Raw genomic sequence first — 17201 nt, 5'->3', positions numbered from 1 at the left:
CCGCAATCTAGCAGATCCGACCGCCGAATTCAAGGGTCCAGAAAAAAGTTACGCCGGACCGGGAAAACTGACTATAATGAAAGGCCGATCGACTTTCTGAAGAGGTGTTCATGAACAACGAAAAACCTGACCACGCGACACCCGGGGTCGAGGACAGGCTCGACCTGGCCGCGGATTTCACCCCCCCCGGGTATGAGGACTGGAAGAAGGAGGCGACCGCCCTCCTCAAGGACGCGCCCTTCGACCGGAAGATGTTCACGCCGACCTACGAGGGCATCACCCTCAGGCCCATCTACAACGCCGAGGACCTCCAGGGCAGCCCGGTTCCCGGGTCCTTCCCCGGGGCCCCCCCCTATGTCAGGGGGACCCGCCCGGCCGGCTTCGTGGCCGACCCCTGGGCGGTCAGCCCCCTGACCTGCCTGCCCGACCCCGAGACCATCAACGCCGCCCTCCGCCAGGGCCTCGACAACGGCGAGACCGCTGTCAATCTCTGCCTCGCCCGGCACGGCGGGGAGGGAGGAAACCGGCCTCTGCAAACCGTGTCGGAGTGGCTGCGAGCCCTGGACGGCTGCGATCTCGGGCGAACGCCCGTTTTTATCCAGTCCGGCGGGGAGGCCGGTGCCGCCGCCGCGATGCTGGCCGCCCTGGCCGCGAAGAAGGGTTTGCCCGGGGACCGGCTGGCGGGCGCCGTCGAGTGCGACCCGCTGGGCGATTTGGCCGCGGCCGGCCGCCTGGAGGGAAGCCTCTCCGCCCGCTATGACACGTTGGCGGACCTGGCGGCGTGGGCCGCCGCAGCCTTCCCTCGCCTGAGGACGGTGGCCGTCCGCGCGGACCGGTGGCAGGAGGCCGGCGCTAACGCCGTCCAGGAGGTGGCCTTCGCCGCCGCCACCGGGACGGAGTACCTCCGCGAGATGACGGGGCGGGGCCTGGGGGTCAACGAGGCCGCCGGCTCCATCCGCTTCACTTTCGCCGTGGGGCCCCAGTTCTTCCTGGAGATCGCCAAGCTCCGGGCCGCCCGCCTCGTGTGGTCCAACGTCGTGCTGGCCTCCGGCGGCGGCGAGGCGGCCGCCCGGATGGTGGCCCACGCCCGGGTCGCCGACTGGAACCTCTCCCGGCTCGACCCTCACACCAACATCCTCCGGGCGACCACGGAAGCCTTCAGTGCCGTGGCCGGCGGCGCCGACAGCCTGGACACGGGTCTCTTCGACGCGCCGGCGCGGACGCCGGGGGCGTTCTCCCGGCGCCTCTCCCGGAACATCCAGGTCATCCTCGCGGAGGAAGCCCGGATGGCCCAGGTCATCGACCCCGCCGGCGGGTCCTGGTACGTGGAGGCCCTGACCCTGGAACTGGCCGGGAAAGCCTGGGAGCTTTTCCGCCAGATCGAGCGCCGGGGCGGGATGGGTGCGGCCCTTCGGGAAGGGTACCCCCAGGCCGAGACGGAAGCCGTTTACCGCAAACGGGTGGAGAACGTCGACCGGCGAAAGGACACCCTCCTGGGCGTCAACATGTACCCCAACCTCGACGAGACCCCCCTCCGGGACGAGGACGGGGAACCCTGGGGCCCCGGTCCCGGTTCGGCCGCCGGCCCGGCGATTCAAGACGCCGTCGCGGGAGCCGGCCCCCTGGACGCCCCGCCCCCCGCCGGGCCCGACAGGGTCCGTGCCGCCGTCGCGGCCGCCGCAGCGGGGGCCGACCTCGCCGCCCTCACCCGGCGGTTCTTCCCCGACAAGGGTGACCCCGTCGCCGTCACCCCCGTCCGGCCGCGCCGGCTCGCCGAGGGTTTTGAAACGCTCCGGCAGGCCGCCGATGCCTGGCGTGAAAAGACCGGGCGGCGCCCGTTCGTGTTCCTGGCCAACATGGGGCCGGGCGCCCAGCACCGGGCCCGGGCCGATTTTTCCGCGGGCTTTTTCCAGGCGGGCGGGTTCGACGTCATCAACCCAAAGGGCTTCCCGACGCCCGAAGAGGCCGCCAAGGCCGCCGTGGACTCCGGGGCGCCCGTCGCGGTCCTCTGTTCAACCGACGACACCTACCCCGCGCTGGTGACGCCTTTCGTCGAAGCCGCCCGGGCGGTGCGGCCCGACCTCTTCATCGTGCTGGCCGGGTACCCCGAGGCCCAGGTCGACGCGCACCGCGAGGCGGGCGTGGACGAGTTCATCCACCTTCGCGCCAACTGCCGCGCGGTGCTCGAAACCATCATGAAACGGACAGGAGTGTTGTCATGAGCCCCATCCCCGACTTTCAGAACATACCCTTCGAACCGGTCGTCACCCCGTCCACCATCGACGCGTGGAAGGCCCGCGCCGAGCGGGAGGCGGGGAAGCCGCTCGAGGAACTCGCCTGGCGAACCATGGAGCAGGTGAGCGTCCGGCCGCTCTACACCCCGGCCGACCTCGCCGCCGCGGAGCACCTCCCCTACACCGCCGGGATCCCCCCTTTCCTCCGAGGGCCTTACGCCACCATGTACGTGGTCCGACCCTGGACCATCCGCCAGTACGCGGGTTTCTCCACGGCGGAGGAGAGCAATGCCTTCTACCGCCGGAACCTCGCCGCCGGGCAGAAAGGGCTCTCCATCGCGTTCGACCTGGCCACCCACCGCGGGTACGATTCGGACCACCCCCGGGTCGAGGGCGACGTGGGCAAGGCCGGCGTGGCCGTGGACTCCATCCTGGACATGAAGATCCTCTTCGACGGCATCCCCCTGGACCGGATGTCGGTGTCCATGACCATGAACGGGGCCGTCCTGCCCGTCATGGCTTTCTACATCCTCGCCGCGGAGGAGCAGGGCGTCAAGCCGGAGCAGCTGGCGGGGACCATCCAGAACGACATCCTGAAGGAATTCATGGTGCGCAACACCTACATCTACCCGCCCGACCCCTCCATGCGCATCATCGCCGACATCTTCGCCTACACCTCCCGGAAGATGCCCAAGTTCAACAGTATCAGCATATCCGGATATCACATGCAGGAGGCCGGCGCGTCGGCGGACCTCGAGCTGGCCTACACCCTGGCGGACGGCGTGGAGTACGTCCGCACCGGGATCAAGGCCGGGATCGACATCGACGCCTTCGCCCCGCGGCTGTCCTTCTTCTGGGGCATCGGGATGAACTACTTCATGGAAGTGGCCAAGATGCGCGCCGCCCGGGTGCTGTGGGCCAAGCTCATCAAGGGCTTCAACCCGAAGGACCCCAAGTCCATGGCCCTGCGGACCCACTCCCAGACCTCCGGCTGGAGCCTGACGGAACAGGACCCCTACAACAACGTCGCGCGCACCGTCATCGAGGCCATGGCCGCCGCCCTGGGTCACACGCAGTCCCTCCACACCAACTCCCTGGACGAGGCCATCGCCCTCCCCACCGACTTTTCGGCCCGGATCGCCCGCAACACGCAGATCTACCTCCAGACCGAGACCGGGATCTGCCAGGTCATCGACCCCTGGGGGGGTTCCTTCTACGTGGAGTCGCTGACCGACGCCCTCCTCAAGCGCTCCTGGGGCCACATCCGGGAGGTCGAGTCCCTCGGCGGGATGGCCCGGGCCATCGCCACCGGGCTCCCCAAGATGCGCATCGAGGAGTCGGCCGCGCGCAAGCAGGCCCACATCGACTCGGGCAGCGAGACCATCGTCGGCGTCAACCGCTACCGCCTGGACAAGGAGAAACCCATCCCCATCCTGGAAGTGGACAACACCGCCGTCCGGCAGGCCCAGATCCGACGCCTCGAGAAGCTGCGCGCCGAACGGAACGAGGCCGACGTCCGGCAGGCCCTGGACGCCCTCGTCCGCTGCGCGGGGTCCGGAGAGGGCAACCTGTTGGAGCTTTCCGTGAACGCCGCCAGGGCGAGGGCTTCCCTCGGGGAGATCTCCTCGGCCCTCGAAACCGTCTTCGGCCGTCACCAGGCCGTCATCAGGAGCATATCGGGCGTGTACGCATCGGAATTCGGAAACCCGGCGGAAGTGGAGACCGTTCGTCGGCGCGCCGACGAATTTGAACAGCGGGAGGGCCGTCGGCCCCGCATCCTCGTCGCCAAGATGGGGCAGGACGGGCACGACCGCGGCGCAAAGGTCGTGGCCACCGCCTATGCCGACCTCGGCTTCGACGTGGACATCGGCCCCCTCTTCCAGACCCCCGAGGAAGCGGCCCGCATGGCCGTGGAGAACGACGTCCACGTCGTGGGGATGTCCTCGCTGGCCGCCGGTCACAAGACCCTGCTGCCCCAGCTGGCGGGGTGGTTGCGGCAACTCGGCCGGGAGGACATCCTGGTGGTGGTGGGCGGAGTGATCCCCTCCCAGGATTACGACTACCTGCGGGATCACGGTGCCGCGGCCATCTTCGGCCCCGGGACCGTCATCACCGTGGCGGCGGGAAAAATCCTGGACCTCCTGGAAAACCGGTGAAAAGAGTGCTGCAATGAACCTCGGACTGCCTGAACTGATGGCGATTTTCCTGGTCGCCCTTCTCCTGTTCGGCCCCCGGAAACTTCCCGAGATCGGGAAGACCCTGGGCCGGGTCATGGGGGAGTTCAAGCGCGCCACGAACGACATCAAGAACACCCTCGAGGAGGAAGTCGAGGCGGAGAAGGCCCAGGAACGTTTCCAGGCGGAAGGCGAGGGGGCGGCCGTCCCCGGGCAGGGCACGCCCCCCCCCGCCGACCCGCCGGGACCGGACATGGGGCGAAACCTCGGCGGATGATATCTCCGGGCCCGCGGTGCACCTCCCGCGGGTCTTTCCCCTCCCTTCGAATCACGGAAAGGACCTCGCATCACAACCATGGCGGAAGCGAACAACGAACTGCGGAAGATGACCCTTCTCGAGCACCTGCAGGAACTGCGGTCCTGCCTGCTGTACTCCGTGATCGCCGTGGCCGTGGCCTTCGGCGTGACCTTCGCCTTCAACGACTGGATCTACGGGCAGCTGGCCCTTCCCCTTCTCCGGCACCTCCCCAAAGGGTCCACCCTGGTGTTCCTCCGGCTCCAGGAACCCTTCACCGTCTCCCTCAAGGTGGCGTTCTGCTTCGCCGTTTTTCTCAGCGCCCCCGTCATCATCTACCAGCTCTGGCGCTTCATCTCCCCCGGACTGTACCAGAAGGAGAGGCGCTGGTTCGTCCCCTTCGTGTTCTTCTCGTCCCTCCTGTTCCTCGCCGGGTGCACCTTCGCCTACCGGGTCGCCTTCCCCGCCGCCTGCAGCTTCCTCATCGGGGTGGGACGGCCGTACAACCCCCAGATCAGCATGGACGAGTACTTCGACTTCGCCATGATGGTCATCCTGGGGATGGGGGCCGTCTTCCAGATGCCCATCATCGTCTCCTTCCTGGCGATGATGAAGATCCTCACGCCCCGGTTCATGATCAAGACCCTCCGCCACGCCATCCTCATCATCTTCATCCTGGCGGCCATCATCTCCCCCACCACCGACGTGGTGAACCTCTTCATCTTCGCCGCCCCGATGATCCTGCTCTACCTGGTCAGCGTCATCCTGTGCTGGCTCATCACCCGTCGCCGGGCCCGCCATGCCGGGTGACACCCGTCTTCTGAACCGGTACATCGACGAACTGTTCCGCTGGAACCGCCGGCTGAGGCTCACCGGGTTTCGCGACCCGGCGGGTTTCCGGCGGGAACTGCTGGAAACCACCCGGGCCGCCGCGGAAGGGGTGGCGGCCTACCCGTGGGCCACGGGCGTGGACATCGGCTCGGGAAACGGGGTGGTGGCCGTCGTGCTGGCCGCCCGGTTCCCGGAGCGGCGCGTGGTGGCCCTGGAACCGAACGGGAAAAAGTGCACCTTCCTCCGTCACGTGCGGCGGCTTCTGGCGCTGGACTCCCTGGAGGTCGTCCCCGGGCGGCTCGAGCAGTACGAGGCGCCGGACCACGGCGACCGCCTGCTCTGGGCGCTCCGGGCCACCGAGATTTCCGGCGGGCCGCTGGAAGCCGCCCTGAAGAAGCGCCCCGGGTCCTTCTTCCTCTGCTTCCACGGGGCAGGGACCCCGGCGGACCTCCTGATGCGGCAACGGTTCGCTTCCTGGGCCCGGGAGGGGTCCTTCCCGGTGGCCGGCACGGAGTCGCCCAACGCTCTCGAAACGGGGCAAAAGGCCGTTCTGTGCCGGGTCCCGGCGTGATGTTTCACGTGAAACATCACGAACCTTCCGCGCCCTCCCCTTCCGGCGCCAGCGGCAGCTCCACCACGAAGACCGATCCCAGCCCGTAGGTGCTCTCCGCGTAAACCCTCCCCCCGTGAAGCTCCACGAGCTTGCGGACAATTGAAAGCCCGAGCCCGGTGGAAGGCTCGCTGCCCGTCGGTTTGGCGCTCAGGCGGTGGAAGCTCTCGAAGAGGTGCTTCTGGTCCTCCTCGGTGAGCCCCGGGCCCTCGTCCTGCACGCGGAACAGGGCAAACCCGTTCTCGCGCGTCAACCGGACGCGGATGAGGGTGCCGGGCGGAGCGTACTTGATGGCGTTGTCGACGAGGTTGTCGATCACCTCCCGGAGCCGCTCTTCGTCGCCCCGCACGACCACGTCGGGGTCGGTCTCGACCTCCACCCGCTGGTTCTTCCCCTCGCTGCGGACGCGATTTCCCTCGAGCGCCTCGTGGAGGACCCGGTTGAGGGAGACGCAGCGACGGTTCAGGGTGATCTTCCCGTTCTCGATGGCGGCGGATTTCAGCAGGCTGTTGATGAGGTTCAGCATGCGATCCGCCGACAGGTTGATGGAATTGGACATCCGCAGGACGGTGCCCTTCTCCTCCAGGCGCCTGGGGATCAGCTCGGAGTACCCCAGGATGGTCTGAAGCGGGTTCTTGAGGTCGTGGACGGCCATGTGCATCAGGTCGGTCTTCAGGCGGAGGGCTTCCTGGGCGATGTCCTTCTGCACCCGGACCTCGCTGAGGGCGTTCTCCGTCCGGTTCTTCTCTTCCTGCAGGTCCCAGGTCCGCTGCTCCACCAGGCGCTCGAGTTCACGGTGGCGGCGCTGGATGGCCCGGAGGCGGAGGCGGAAGAGGCCGCCGACGGCGAGGGTCCCGGCGAGAACGCACAGGCCGTAGAACCACCAGGTCTGCACGAAGAGGGGGCGAACGGTAAAGCGGATCGCCGTGCCCGTGGGGTTCCACACGCCGTCACTGTTGCAGGCGGTGACCCGGAACACGTAGTCGCCCGGCGGGAGGTTGGCGTACTTCGCCTTGCGTTCCTCCGAGGTCTCGTACCACCGGGCGTCGTAGCCTTCCAGGCAGTACCGGAACCGGACACTCTCCGGGAAGACGAAGGTGAGGGCGGCGAACCGGATCTCGAGGGTGCGGGCGCCGGCGGGGACGTCCACCGAGTCGCGGACGGGGTGTGCGCGCTCGTCGATGGACACCTCTTCCACGGCCACGGGAGGGGCGATGCGGTTGACGAGGATGTTCCGGGGATCGATGGAGGCCAACCCCTTCTTGGTGGGAAACCAGAGCCGGCCGTCGGCGGCGCGGACCCCGGACGGCTGGGAGCCGCCATTGCACTCGGCGGTGAGGAGCCCGTCCTTTTCCGTGTAGGCGATGCAGGGGATGCGCGGGACCCGCCCCTCGTCGTAATCCCGGAAGGCGCTCTTGTCGACCCGGAAGATCCCCTGGTTGCTGGTCATCCAGAAACGGCCGTCGTCGTCCTCGAGGATGCAGAAGATCATGTCGTTGTAGAGGCCGTCCTTCGTGGTGTAGGAGCGGAACCGACCCGCATCGGCGGAAAACCGGTTCAGCCCGCCGTCGAGGGTGGAGACCCAGATCTCCCCTTCCCGGTCCTGGAACGCGAAAATGGTCTCGTTGGCGGACAGCCCCTGGGCCGTGGTGTACCGCCAGGTCCGGCGGTCCTCCATGACGAAGACGCCCTTGTGGGTCCCGATCCAGAGCCGGCCCCGGCGGTCCTCCAGGACGAAACGGATGAGCATCCCCGCAAAAAGGTCCTGTGCGGGAAAAGACGTCAGTTTCCCGTCCTGGTAGAGTTCGAGGCCGTCCTGGTAGGTGCCGATCCACATCCGGTTGCGGCTGTCCCGGTAAATCACCCGGATGCCCCTTGGGTTGTTCTCCCTGGGGCCGGAGATGAGCGCCGCCTTCCCGTCGGTGACGCGGTAGAGGCCCCCGTTCATGGTTCCCACCCAGATCTCGCTGTCCGCACTCTCGCCGATGGCGTACACGAAGCCGTCGGAAAGGCCCTCGGCGACCCCGTACACCCGGACGGACCCGTCGGGGCCGATCCGGTTGAGCCCGCCCCCGTGGGTGCCGGCCCAGAGGTTTCGGGCGCCGTCCTGAAAGACGGTGCGGACCTGGTTGTTCGTCAGTCCCTCCCGGGTGGTGAGCACCGTGAACTTCGCGTCGCCGATCCGGTCGATCCCTTCGTTCGTGCCGACCCACAGGCCCCCTTCCGTGTCCTCGTGCAGGGAGAGGACCATGTCGCTGGGGAGGCCGTCCGTGTGACGAATGCACTGGAACCGCCCGTCCCGGTACCGGTTGAGGCCCCCGTCGTGCGTCCCGACCCAGACGTTCCCGTGCCGGTCGGTGGCAAGCGCTTCCACGAAGGGGCTGGAAAGGCCCTCCGCAGGGGTGCAGGCGTGGAACTGCCCCGCCGAGAGCCAGGCGAGGCCCTTGTTGGTCCCGACCCAGAGGCGGTTGTCAAAGGGGGAGACGAGCAAGGCCAGGATGCTGGAGTTCTGGAGTTCGGCAGGGAGGGGAACGCGCTCGAAGGTCCCGTTCCGGTAACGCATCAGCCCGCTGTCGGCGCCGATCCACAGCCAGCCCCACCGGTCCCTCGCCAGGGACCGGACCCCGGTACGGGGTCGCTGGGCCTTCCCGGGATAATCCTCGCACCGTCCGCCCCGCACCCGGTCCAGCCCGCTGTCGGTGCCGACCCAGACCGAGCCGTCGTCGTCGTTGCACAGGCTGTAGATGAAGCTGCTGCTCAGGCCCGTCGAGGGGTCCATCGCGGTGAACCGCCCGTCGCGGCAGCGCAGCAGGCCGGCCCCGAAGGTCCCGATCCAGAGGGACCGGTCGGCGCCCTCGCACAGGCGGGAGATCAGGTTCTTCCGGAGGGCGGGGGTGTTCTCGCGGTTGAAAATCCGGAAGGACACGCCGTCGAATCGCGCGAGGCCCTGCTGGGTGCCGATCCAGAGGTAACCGTCCCGCGTCTGCAGGATAGCGTGGGCGGTGTTCTGGGGCAGGCCTCTGCGCGTGCTCCAGACGGCGTGAAGGTACTGGGTCATTCCCTTGTCGGGTGAAAGGGCGAGCGCGCCGGTGACGAGGGAGGTCCCCGTCACGAGGAGACACAGAAAGCGCAGAAACAGTTTACGCCCATCGACCTTCATGGGCTTGTCCGCGCCGGTCATAACGTGGAGCCGGGGAATCCCCGGCGGGAGAGGACAGCCTCCACCGCGTCGGGGAGGTCGGCGCAGAAGCAGAGCGAGCCCTCGGGAGGTGCGGCGGCGCCCGTCTCCAGCCAGCGCCCCGTCTCGGCTTCGGGCGGGAGGGCCTGCCGAAGGGGCGACCAGCACCGGTCGGCCAGGACGGTTTTTCGCGGAGAAAACCCCTTGTTGAGGAATTCCCAGACCAGGGCGAGTTCCACGAGGGTGCCCGTGCTTCCGGGAAGGACCACGTACCACTCCCCGAGGCGGATGAGCCGCGAAAGTCGCGCAAAGAGGTCCGGTTCCTCGATGACGGTGTCCAGGTAGGGGTTGGGACCGGTGGCCCTGAACCGGGTCACGGTGACCCCGACGGTCCGTCCGCCGGCGTCCCGGGCGCCCCGGGCGGATGCTTCCATGGTGCCGCCGTAACCGCCGTTCACCACGGTCCAGCCGGCGGCACCCAGGAGGTACCCGATGCGGTAGGCCGTCTGGTACTCCGGCATCCCGTTGCCGGGGAGCGAGCTGCCGAAAACCGTCACCGACCGGGGGCCTTCCGGCGCGGGAAGGGCCGCCTCCCCCGGACGGCCGGGTTGCGGGCTCACCCGATCAGCCGCGCGAGAGCGGAAATCGCGGCGTCGATCCCGTCCGCGGCCTCGGAAATCCGCCCGGCCCTCATGTAGGCCGGCGTCGTCACCACCCGGTTCGCCTCGTCCACCACGCACCCGTCGGCGGGGCAGTCCTGGTGCAGGGCGCCGGCCTTGCGGAGGGCTTCCGCCGTCCCCGGGTCGTTGCCGATGGTGAGGGTCACCCGGACACCCGCGTCGCCCAGCACCTTGGCGAGGAGGGCCGGGGCGATGCAGAGGGCGCAGAGGGGCTTGCCGGCGGCGTGCATCCCGAGGACGAGCCGCCGGACGTCGGGGTTGACGCTGCAGTCGGGGCCCTGCACAGCGAAGGTGCAAAGGTTCTTGGCCGCCCCGAAGCCCCCGGGGAAGACCAGGGCGTCGAGTTCGTCCGGGCGGGCGCCGGCGAGGTCACGGACCTTCCCGCGGGCGATGCGGGCGGCTTCCGCCAGGATGTTGCGGCTCTCCGGGGCCGCCGAACCGGTCCGGTGGTCCACCACGTCCGCCTGGGGGGCGTCCGGCGCCAGGCAGACGATTTCGAAGCCCTTCCGGTCGAGGGCGAGCAGGGTCAGGACGGCCTCGTGGATCTCGGACCCGTCGTAGACCCCGCATCCGGACAGTACCACGCCGACTTTCTTCATGGTCATTCTCCTCTCGCGATGATGGGGTGCACTCTCCCCGGGGGGTCCCCGGGATCACGGGGCCGCGGTTTCGATCTTTCGCGCGGCCTCGAACATCTCCATGGCCTTGTCGGTTTTCCCCTGCTGCTTGTAGAGAAGACCTTTCTCCTTGAGCAGGCGGGACTGGCTCTCCTTTTCCCTGAGGGCGGCCAGGGCGGAGTCCACCAGGCTCATGGCCACGTCCAGCGCGCCACGGCGGACCAGTTGCTCCGACAGGATCTGGACCTCGTCCACCACGGCCTTCTCGTACCGGCCCTGGAGGCGGAGGCCGATGAGCTTGCGGAACCCTTCCTCCAGCTTGGGGTAGTCGCCTTTCTGGATGCAGAGGGACATCTGTTCGTGCAGGGAACGGGCGATGGCCAGCTTTTCCTCCGCGGTGTCCTGGGCCGGAGGGGCCGGGACCAGGAAGAGGAAGGCGAAAGCAATGACTGCAAAGGGTTTCCAAACAAAAGGCTGTTTCATCTCAATTGATCTCCGCGAATGGATTTCGGGCCCCCGCGCGGGTGAAGGGGGAGAAGGGGTTCTGCTCGTCCTGGGACCGGGCTTCCGTTCCCGGCGCGGTAAAGGGGTTCCCGGACGCGATGACGGCGGACCGCCCGGTGAGGTAACCTTCCATCTCGGCCTGGAAGGTCCGGGTCTGCCAGGCCCGGTGCATCGCCTCCATCCTCCCGATGCCCCGGACGATGGGGAGGGCCGCCAGGACCATCAGGCAGGCCAAGGCGGCCGCGAGTCCCAGGGCCCATCGACGAAGGGTCCGCAAGGACGGGCGCGGCAGGGCGACCGCGTCGGCGAGCCGGGTCCAGAGGGCCGGCCCGGGCTCCAGGACGGGCAGGGAGGTCTTCAGCAGGTGCTCGGCCTGCATCTGGAGGCCGACCTGGACGCGGCACGACGGGCACGCCGCCAGGTGGTCGCGGAACTCCCGCTCCACCTCCGGCGGCGCCTGGCCGTCCAGGCTTTCCGACATCCACGCCAGGATTCGCTCACACTCCGGGTTCATCCGACTCGCCTCCGGCCAGGAAGGGGCCCAGTTTCTCCCTTATCTTGAGCCGCGCCCGGTGGATGTCCGTCTTCACCGAGGGCACCTTGCGCTGGACCATCCCGGCCACTTCCTTGTAACTGTATCCCTCCAGAACAGCCAGGACGAACACCTCGCGGTATTTCGGTTCCAGGGAGGCGATGGCCTCCATGGCCGCGGCCTGAAGTTCCGACTGCTCGCACCACGCCTCGGGGGTGACTCCCCGGTCAGGCACTTTGACGGCCGGCTCGCCGTCCTCGCCCACCGCATCGAGGGAAACCAGGCCCGCCCGGTCCTTCCGGTGGGCCTGGTAAACGAAATTGCGGGCGATCATGAAGAGCCACGGTTCGAAGCGGTCGGGGTCGTTGAGCCCCCCGAGGCCCTTCCAGACCGCTACGAAGGTCTCCTGGACGATTTCCTCGGCCGCCTCCCGGCTCCCCGTCATGCGGAAGCCAAAATTCAGGACCCTTTTCGCGTACCGCTCGAAGAGCGCCCGGAACGCGGCCATGTCGCCGGATCTCGTCCGTTCGATCAGGCCCAGAAGCTCCGGCGTGGCGGTCACGGTGAAGGCACCCTCGTGATAGAATGATGGAAGGTTCCGGTCCAAAGTTTCAGGGGTGAATTAGACAATGAAGCCCGGGCGGAGTCAAATGAAAAAACCTGAAACCTTCCCGGGGCCCCGGGGTTGAACGTTCGCGGAGGGTCCGATGGACGCAGACGCTCAACTGATGGTCCGGGTCAGGGATGGGGACGACGGGGCGTTCAACGCGCTGATGACCCGTTACCGCAAGCCCGTGATCAACTTCGTCTACCGCCTGGTTCAAAACGGGTCGGCGGCCGAGGAGATCGCCCAGGACGTCTTCGTGAACATTTACCTGGCCCGGCATCGGTATGAGCCGACGGCCCGTTTCAGCACCTGGCTCTTCACGGTGGCGACGAACATGTCCCTGAAGCACCTGAAGCGGAAGAAACGGTGGATCAGCGAATCGGAGGCCGACCCCGAGGCGGGGCGGACCTACGCCGCCCACCCGGAAGGGAACCCCTCGGCGCTGGACCGGGTGGTGGACCGGGAACTGGCGGACCTGGTCCGCGAGGCGGTCCGCAACCTCCCCGAGAAGGAAAGAACGGCCATCGTGCTGTGCAAGTACCACGACTTTTCGTACCAGGAGATCGCCCAGATCATGAAGTGCTCGCTGGGGGCCATCAAGACCCACATCCACCGCGGGAAGCTCCGGTTGAGGGACATGCTGCGGAAAATGGGCCTGGCGGTGGAAGGCCCCGCGGCGGAACGGGAGGTGTGAGATGAACTGCGAACAGTACCGGGAATCCTGTCTGCTCAGGGAGAACGCGCGGGGTCCCGCGGAGGAGGCCGACATGAGGAAGCATCTCGAAGAATGCCCGGAGTGCCGGGATTTCAACGCCGATATCGACCGGATGTGGGCCGCCCTGGACCACCTGCCGGGGATCGAACCGAAGGACAACTTCAACCGGGCCGTGTGGACCCGGATCGAGGCGCAGAAGGCCTCCCGGGAGCGTTCGTGGTTCGGTTTCCCCCGGCTCAACCCGCTCCGTGCCGGGATGGCCGTCTCCGCGATCCTGGTCTGCCTGGTGGGCGCCTGGCTGGTGCTGCGCCCCCACGGGCACGCCCTGGTCGTCCCGTCCCCGGAACCGGTCCCCGCACCCGTGACCGGCGTCGTCTCCGGGCCGACGGCGCCGGTGGCGGCCGCCCCGTCGGCGGCCCAACCCATCCGGACCGACCAGGAGGGGGAGACCATGCTGCGGGAGGTCAACGACCTCCTGAGCCTGGACCCCTCGACCATGGAGGAGGCCTCCTTCCTGGACGACTTCGGTGCGTGGGAGCCCGAGAGGCAGGGCGGGGGCGGTTGCAACCCCGTCAAGGCCCCCGACAAAGGGCCCGCCAACCAGAAGTCGCTGGACGCCGGCCCGGCGCCCGTCTCCCGTCTCGTGGCCTGACGCCGGGCCGCCGGGAACGGAAAACCGCATTCGGAGGAAACACCCATGAAACCCCATCGAAACCGTCACCCCCTGCCCCTGCTGCTCCTGCTCGTGTTCCCCCTCGGGCTGGCGTTCGGACAGGCGCCGGGACCCGGCCCCGGGGCCGACCCCGACGCGGCGAAACTCCCCTTTTCCGAACTCCCCGGGAAGTGGTGGAAACACCCCCGGGTGGTGGACGACCTGAAACTGACGCCGGACCAGGTGGACCGGATCGAGTCCATCTTTTTCGACCACAGCAAGAAACTGGTGGACCTCAAGGGGCGGCTGACCAAGGCCACCATGGACCTCGGCCGCGTGTCCGACAACGACAACGCCCCCCGCGAGGCGGTGCTGGGCGCCCTGGACCTGGTGCTGGCCGCCCGGAGCGAACTGGCCCGGGCCACCGTGATCATGCAGCTGGACATCCGGGGGCAGCTCACCCCCGAGCAGCGCAAGGAGTTGAAGCACCTCCGGCAGCTGCTCCGGCAGGACCGCAAGGACCGCCCGCTGGACCGGCCCCCGGATCGCCGCATCCCGCGAAACCCGAGAAAGGCCCCGCCCCCCCCCATCGAGTGAGGCGGCCGGCCCGACCGCGCCGGCGCGGTTCCGTCACCCCCCGCGCCGGGGCGGCAGATCTGCCGCCGATGCAGCGAACCTGCGGTGAATTCCTGCTTTTTCGGACCGATCGGTCGGATTCGACGGATCGGTCCGATTCTCTTCACTCACGCTCAATGCCTGCTCTGGCACGATCCGCCCCCTTCACCCTTCTTCCCGCCGCGCGATTTTGCTTTCATCCGGGTCGGCAAGAGGAGTAAAATCCCCTTTTCGAAATTCACACTGTGGAGGTAGACGTGGCATACGATCTGGAGAACCTGGAACCCCGGGGCCTTTGGAAGCAGTTCAAGGCGCTGTCGGCCATCCCGAGAGGCTCGAAGAACGAGGAGGCCGCCGCCCTCTACGTGCTCGCCGAAGCCAGGCGCCTCGGCCTCGAAGCGAAACGGGACGCCATCGGGAACGTGGTGGTCTACAAGAAGGCCACGCCCGGGATGGAGGACGCGGTGCCGTGCGTGCTGCAGGGGCACCTGGACATGGTCTGCGAGAAGAACGAGGGGACCGTGCACGACTTCACCCGGGACGGCATCCAGTTGGTCGTGGACGGCGACTTCCTCCGGGCCAGGGGGACCACCCTCGGCGCGGACAACGGCATCGGCGTGGCCGCCGGCCTGGCCGTCATGGAAGCGACGGACATCCCCCACGGTCCGCTGGAGTTCCTGTTCACCATCGACGAGGAGACCGGCCTGACCGGCGCCTTCAACCTGGACGGGAGCCTGGTGAAGGGGCGGCGCCTCCTGAACATGGACAGCGAGGAGGAAGGCGCCCTCTACGTGGGCTGCGCCGGCGGCCTGGACTCCAACGTCACCTTCACCTTCACGCCGGTGAAGCCGGCGGCGTGGAAGGCCCCCTTCCGCCTGAAGGTGTCGGGCCTCAAGGGAGGCCACTCCGGTCTGAACATCCCGGACGGCCTGGGGAACGCCATCAAGTGCCTGGCCCGCGCCCTGGCCGACTTCCGCAAACCCTTCGGCATGAAGGTCGCCACTCTCGAGGGCGGCAGCAAGCGCAATGCCATCCCCCGCGAGGCCTTCGCCGTTTTCTACATGGACGCCTTCCGCCGCGAGGAATTCGAGGCAGCGTTGGCCCGGCTGCAGGCCGACCTCCGCTCCGAGATCGGGAAGGCGGACCCCGGGTTGACGCTGACGCTCGAGGCCCTCGACCAGGGGCCCGAGTATGCCATCCCCGGCGCCGACGTCGAGCGGGTGGTCAACTACCTGGTGGCGGCCCGCCACGGCGTGGTCTCCTTCTCCCCCGACATCGCCGGCCTGGTCCAGACCTCATCGAACCTGGCCATCATCGCCACCGGCAACGGCGTGGTCTCCGTCAGCCAGAACCACCGCAGCTCCATCGAGAGCGCCAAGTACGACGTGGCCGCCGGGGTCAGCGCCCTCTGCGCCCTGGCCGGGGTCGAGGTGGAGCACGGCAACGGCTACCCGGGCTGGAAGCCGGACATGGACGCCGCCCTGCTCAAGGTCGCCGAGAAGGTCCACCAGGAGGTCTTCGGCTTCGCGCCGCAGGTCAAGGCGATCCACGCGGGGCTGGAGTGCGGCATCATCGGCGAGCGCTGCCCCGGCATGGAGATGATCTCCTTCGGCCCCAACCTCCACGGGGCCCACTCCCCCGACGAACGGGTCAGCATCCCGTCCACCGGGAGGTTCTGGGACTACCTGCTGGCCATGCTGCGCGCCATGAAGGCCTAGGGGGCCGCGGATGGACCTCCGAACCCGGGTCGGCCCGCTGGTCCTCGCCAACCCGGTGATGACGGCCAGCGGGACCTTCGGCTACGGCCTGGAGTTCGAGCCCTACCTCGACCTTTCCCGGCTGGGCGCCGTGGTGGTGAAGGGCTTGAGCCTCGAGCCCCGCCCGGGGAACCCGTCGCCGCGCATCTGGGAAACGGCGGCGGGGATGCTCAACGCCATCGGTTTGCAGAACGTGGGGGTGGAGACTTTCCTGCGGGACAAGCTCCCGCCCCTGCGGCGCTTCAACGTCCCCGTCATCGCCAACGCCCTGGGCAACTCCGTGGAGGAGTACGCCGAGGTCTGCGGCCTGCTGGCGTCCGCCGACGGCATCGCCGCCGTGGAGCTGAACATCTCCTGCCCCAACGTCAAGGCCGGCGGCATCCACTTCGCCGGTGACCCGGCCCAGACCGCGAAGGTCACGGCTGCCGCCCGGAAGGCCATGGGAAGCAAGCCCCTGATCGTGAAGCTCTCGCCCAACGTCACGGACATCGCCCCCTTCGCCCGGGCCTGCAAGGACGAGGGGGCTGACGCCGTGTCCCTGGTCAACACCTTCGTGGGGATGGCCATTGACGTGGAGACTCTCCGCCCGCGCCTGGCCAACGTCATCGGCGGGCTCAGCGGGCCGGCCATCAAGCCCCTGGCCCAGCGCATGGTGTGGGAAGTCTGCCGCAAGGTGGACATCCCCGTGATCGCCATCGGCGGGATCATGACGGGGGTGGACGCCGCCGAGTACCTGGCGCTGGGCGCCCGGGCGGTCCAGGTGGGGACGGCCAGCTACGTCCGTCCGGACGCCGCGGTGCAGGTCCTCGACGAACTCGCGGCCTGGGGCGACGCCCACGGCTACGTGTCGACAGACGCCCTGTCGGGGGCCTTCCTCCGCGCCTCAGAGCCGCGCACGTAATCAGTCAGAGCCGCGCGCGTAAGCAGTCAGAGCCGCGCGCGTCAGCAAGCGGTCAGCAAAAGTCAGAGCCGCGCGCATCAGCAAGCGGTCAGCACAAGTCAGAACCGCGCGCGTCAGCAAGCGGTCAGCACAAGTCAGAACCGCGCGCGTCAGCAAGCGGTCAAAAAATTTCATCATTCGACAGCACCGCAAAAAAGTCAGCTCAGCCACAAAGAACGCATGGGACGCAAAGAATGACAGGCCTTCTAAATACATTGAAATCTGTAGATTCTGACTTTCTTTCGTGATAGAAGCGGACT

16 protein-coding genes are annotated in these 17201 nt (G+C 68.0%); 10 read left to right on the top strand and 6 right to left on the bottom strand.

The features are described 5' to 3' along the window. The first annotated feature begins 110 nt into the window (after positions 1–110). The 5 genes from KA419_05110 to KA419_05090 all read left to right on the top strand — a co-directional run bounded on the left by KA419_05110 (position 111) and on the right by KA419_05090 (position 6105). Entirely contained in the window at positions 111–2222 is a 2112-nt protein-coding gene (locus KA419_05110; protein MBP7865310.1) for an acyl-CoA mutase large subunit family protein, read from the top strand. Next, a complete protein-coding gene (gene scpA, locus KA419_05105; GenBank protein MBP7865309.1) occupies positions 2219–4390 on the top strand; it encodes a methylmalonyl-CoA mutase in 2172 nt (723 codons plus the stop codon). The genes KA419_05110 and scpA overlap by 4 nt, the downstream gene beginning before the upstream one ends. 13 nt (positions 4391–4403) lie before the next feature. Beyond that, a complete protein-coding gene (locus tag KA419_05100) occupies positions 4404–4685 on the top strand; it encodes a twin-arginine translocase TatA/TatE family subunit (protein MBP7865308.1) in 282 nt (93 codons plus the stop codon). Between the two features lie 78 nt (positions 4686–4763). Beyond that, a complete protein-coding gene (gene tatC, locus KA419_05095; protein MBP7865307.1) occupies positions 4764–5513 on the top strand; it encodes a twin-arginine translocase subunit TatC in 750 nt (249 codons plus the stop codon). Then, entirely contained in the window at positions 5503–6105 is a 603-nt protein-coding gene (locus KA419_05090; GenBank protein MBP7865306.1) for a class I SAM-dependent methyltransferase, read from the top strand. Before tatC ends, KA419_05090 begins: the two co-directional genes overlap by 11 nt. A 16-nt stretch (positions 6106–6121) precedes the next feature. On the opposite strand, the gene KA419_05085 is transcribed toward KA419_05090, so the two are convergent. The 6 genes from KA419_05085 to KA419_05060 are packed head-to-tail and all read right to left on the bottom strand — an operon-like array spanning position 6122 to position 12217. Beyond that, positions 6122–9304 carry a hypothetical protein gene (locus KA419_05085; protein MBP7865305.1) on the bottom strand — a complete coding sequence of 1061 codons (3183 nt, stop codon included), beginning with the start codon at positions 9302–9304 and terminating at the stop codon, positions 6122–6124. Between the two features lie 17 nt (positions 9305–9321). Continuing rightward, on the bottom strand, positions 9322–9942 hold the full coding sequence (locus KA419_05080; protein MBP7865304.1) for an LOG family protein: 621 nt from the start codon (positions 9940–9942) through the stop codon (positions 9322–9324). Next, on the bottom strand, positions 9939–10601 hold the full coding sequence (elbB, locus tag KA419_05075; protein MBP7865303.1) for an isoprenoid biosynthesis glyoxalase ElbB: 663 nt from the start codon (positions 10599–10601) through the stop codon (positions 9939–9941). Before elbB ends, KA419_05080 begins: the two co-directional genes overlap by 4 nt. 54 nt (positions 10602–10655) lie before the next feature. Next, complete coding sequence (locus tag KA419_05070) at positions 10656–11102, bottom strand: hypothetical protein (protein ID MBP7865302.1); 447 nt, start codon at positions 11100–11102, stop codon at positions 10656–10658. 1 nt (position 11103) lies between these two features. Continuing rightward, the gene (locus tag KA419_05065) at positions 11104–11637 is read right to left on the bottom strand and encodes a zf-HC2 domain-containing protein (GenBank protein MBP7865301.1); all 534 of its coding nucleotides are present in this window, start codon (positions 11635–11637) and stop codon (positions 11104–11106) included. Beyond that, complete coding sequence (locus tag KA419_05060; protein ID MBP7865300.1) at positions 11621–12217, bottom strand: RNA polymerase sigma factor; 597 nt, start codon at positions 12215–12217, stop codon at positions 11621–11623. The genes KA419_05065 and KA419_05060 overlap by 17 nt, the downstream gene beginning before the upstream one ends. A 145-nt stretch (positions 12218–12362) precedes the next feature. On the opposite strand from KA419_05060, the gene KA419_05055 reads away from it, so the two are divergent. The 5 genes from KA419_05055 to KA419_05035 all read left to right on the top strand — a co-directional run bounded on the left by KA419_05055 (position 12363) and on the right by KA419_05035 (position 16902). Continuing rightward, on the top strand, positions 12363–12956 hold the full coding sequence (locus KA419_05055; GenBank protein ID MBP7865299.1) for a sigma-70 family RNA polymerase sigma factor: 594 nt from the start codon (positions 12363–12365) through the stop codon (positions 12954–12956). A gap of 73 nt (positions 12957–13029) precedes the next feature. Further along, on the top strand, positions 13030–13629 hold the full coding sequence (locus KA419_05050; protein ID MBP7865298.1) for a hypothetical protein: 600 nt from the start codon (positions 13030–13032) through the stop codon (positions 13627–13629). 45 nt (positions 13630–13674) lie between these two features. Further along, positions 13675–14226 (top strand): periplasmic heavy metal sensor, encoded by a 552-nt coding sequence (locus tag KA419_05045; protein ID MBP7865297.1) that lies wholly within the window; start codon positions 13675–13677, stop codon positions 14224–14226. Positions 14227–14501: 275 nt separating this feature from the next. Then, positions 14502–15962, top strand: coding sequence for an aminoacyl-histidine dipeptidase (locus tag KA419_05040; protein MBP7865296.1), 1461 nt, complete (start codon positions 14502–14504; stop codon positions 15960–15962). A gap of 10 nt (positions 15963–15972) precedes the next feature. Beyond that, positions 15973–16902: a dihydroorotate dehydrogenase gene (locus KA419_05035; GenBank protein ID MBP7865295.1), complete on the top strand. Its 930-nt coding sequence runs from the start codon at positions 15973–15975 to the stop codon at positions 16900–16902. The last annotated feature ends 299 nt before the right edge of the window (positions 16903–17201 follow it).

The sequence above is a fragment of the Acidobacteriota bacterium genome, from assembly GCA_018001935.1.
In the GTDB taxonomy this organism is placed as follows: Bacteria; Acidobacteriota; JAAYUB01; order JAAYUB01; family JAAYUB01; genus JAGNHB01.
Note: the sequence above shows the minus strand (reverse complement) of the source record. Positions and strands in the feature narration are given on the sequence as shown.

Bases quoted from the DNA above. Each gene is read 5' to 3' on its own strand.
- KA419_05110 (MBP7865310.1), top strand. From the start codon at position 111: ATGAACAACGAAAAACCTGACCACGCGACACCCGGGGTCGAGGACAGG.
- scpA (MBP7865309.1), top strand. From the start codon at position 2,219: ATGAGCCCCATCCCCGACTTTCAGAACATACCCTTCGAACCGGTCGTC.
- KA419_05100 (MBP7865308.1), top strand. From the start codon at position 4,404: ATGAACCTCGGACTGCCTGAACTGATGGCGATTTTCCTGGTCGCCCTT.
- tatC (MBP7865307.1), top strand. From the start codon at position 4,764: ATGGCGGAAGCGAACAACGAACTGCGGAAGATGACCCTTCTCGAGCAC.
- KA419_05090 (MBP7865306.1), top strand. From the start codon at position 5,503: ATGCCGGGTGACACCCGTCTTCTGAACCGGTACATCGACGAACTGTTC.
- KA419_05085 (MBP7865305.1), bottom strand. From the start codon at position 9,304: ATGAAGGTCGATGGGCGTAAACTGTTTCTGCGCTTTCTGTGTCTCCTC.
- elbB (MBP7865303.1), bottom strand. From the start codon at position 10,601: ATGAAGAAAGTCGGCGTGGTACTGTCCGGATGCGGGGTCTACGACGGG.
- KA419_05070 (MBP7865302.1), bottom strand. From the start codon at position 11,102: ATGAAACAGCCTTTTGTTTGGAAACCCTTTGCAGTCATTGCTTTCGCC.
- KA419_05065 (MBP7865301.1), bottom strand. From the start codon at position 11,637: ATGAACCCGGAGTGTGAGCGAATCCTGGCGTGGATGTCGGAAAGCCTG.
- KA419_05055 (MBP7865299.1), top strand. From the start codon at position 12,363: ATGGACGCAGACGCTCAACTGATGGTCCGGGTCAGGGATGGGGACGAC.
- KA419_05050 (MBP7865298.1), top strand. From the start codon at position 13,030: ATGAGGAAGCATCTCGAAGAATGCCCGGAGTGCCGGGATTTCAACGCC.
- KA419_05045 (MBP7865297.1), top strand. From the start codon at position 13,675: ATGAAACCCCATCGAAACCGTCACCCCCTGCCCCTGCTGCTCCTGCTC.
- KA419_05035 (MBP7865295.1), top strand. From the start codon at position 15,973: ATGGACCTCCGAACCCGGGTCGGCCCGCTGGTCCTCGCCAACCCGGTG.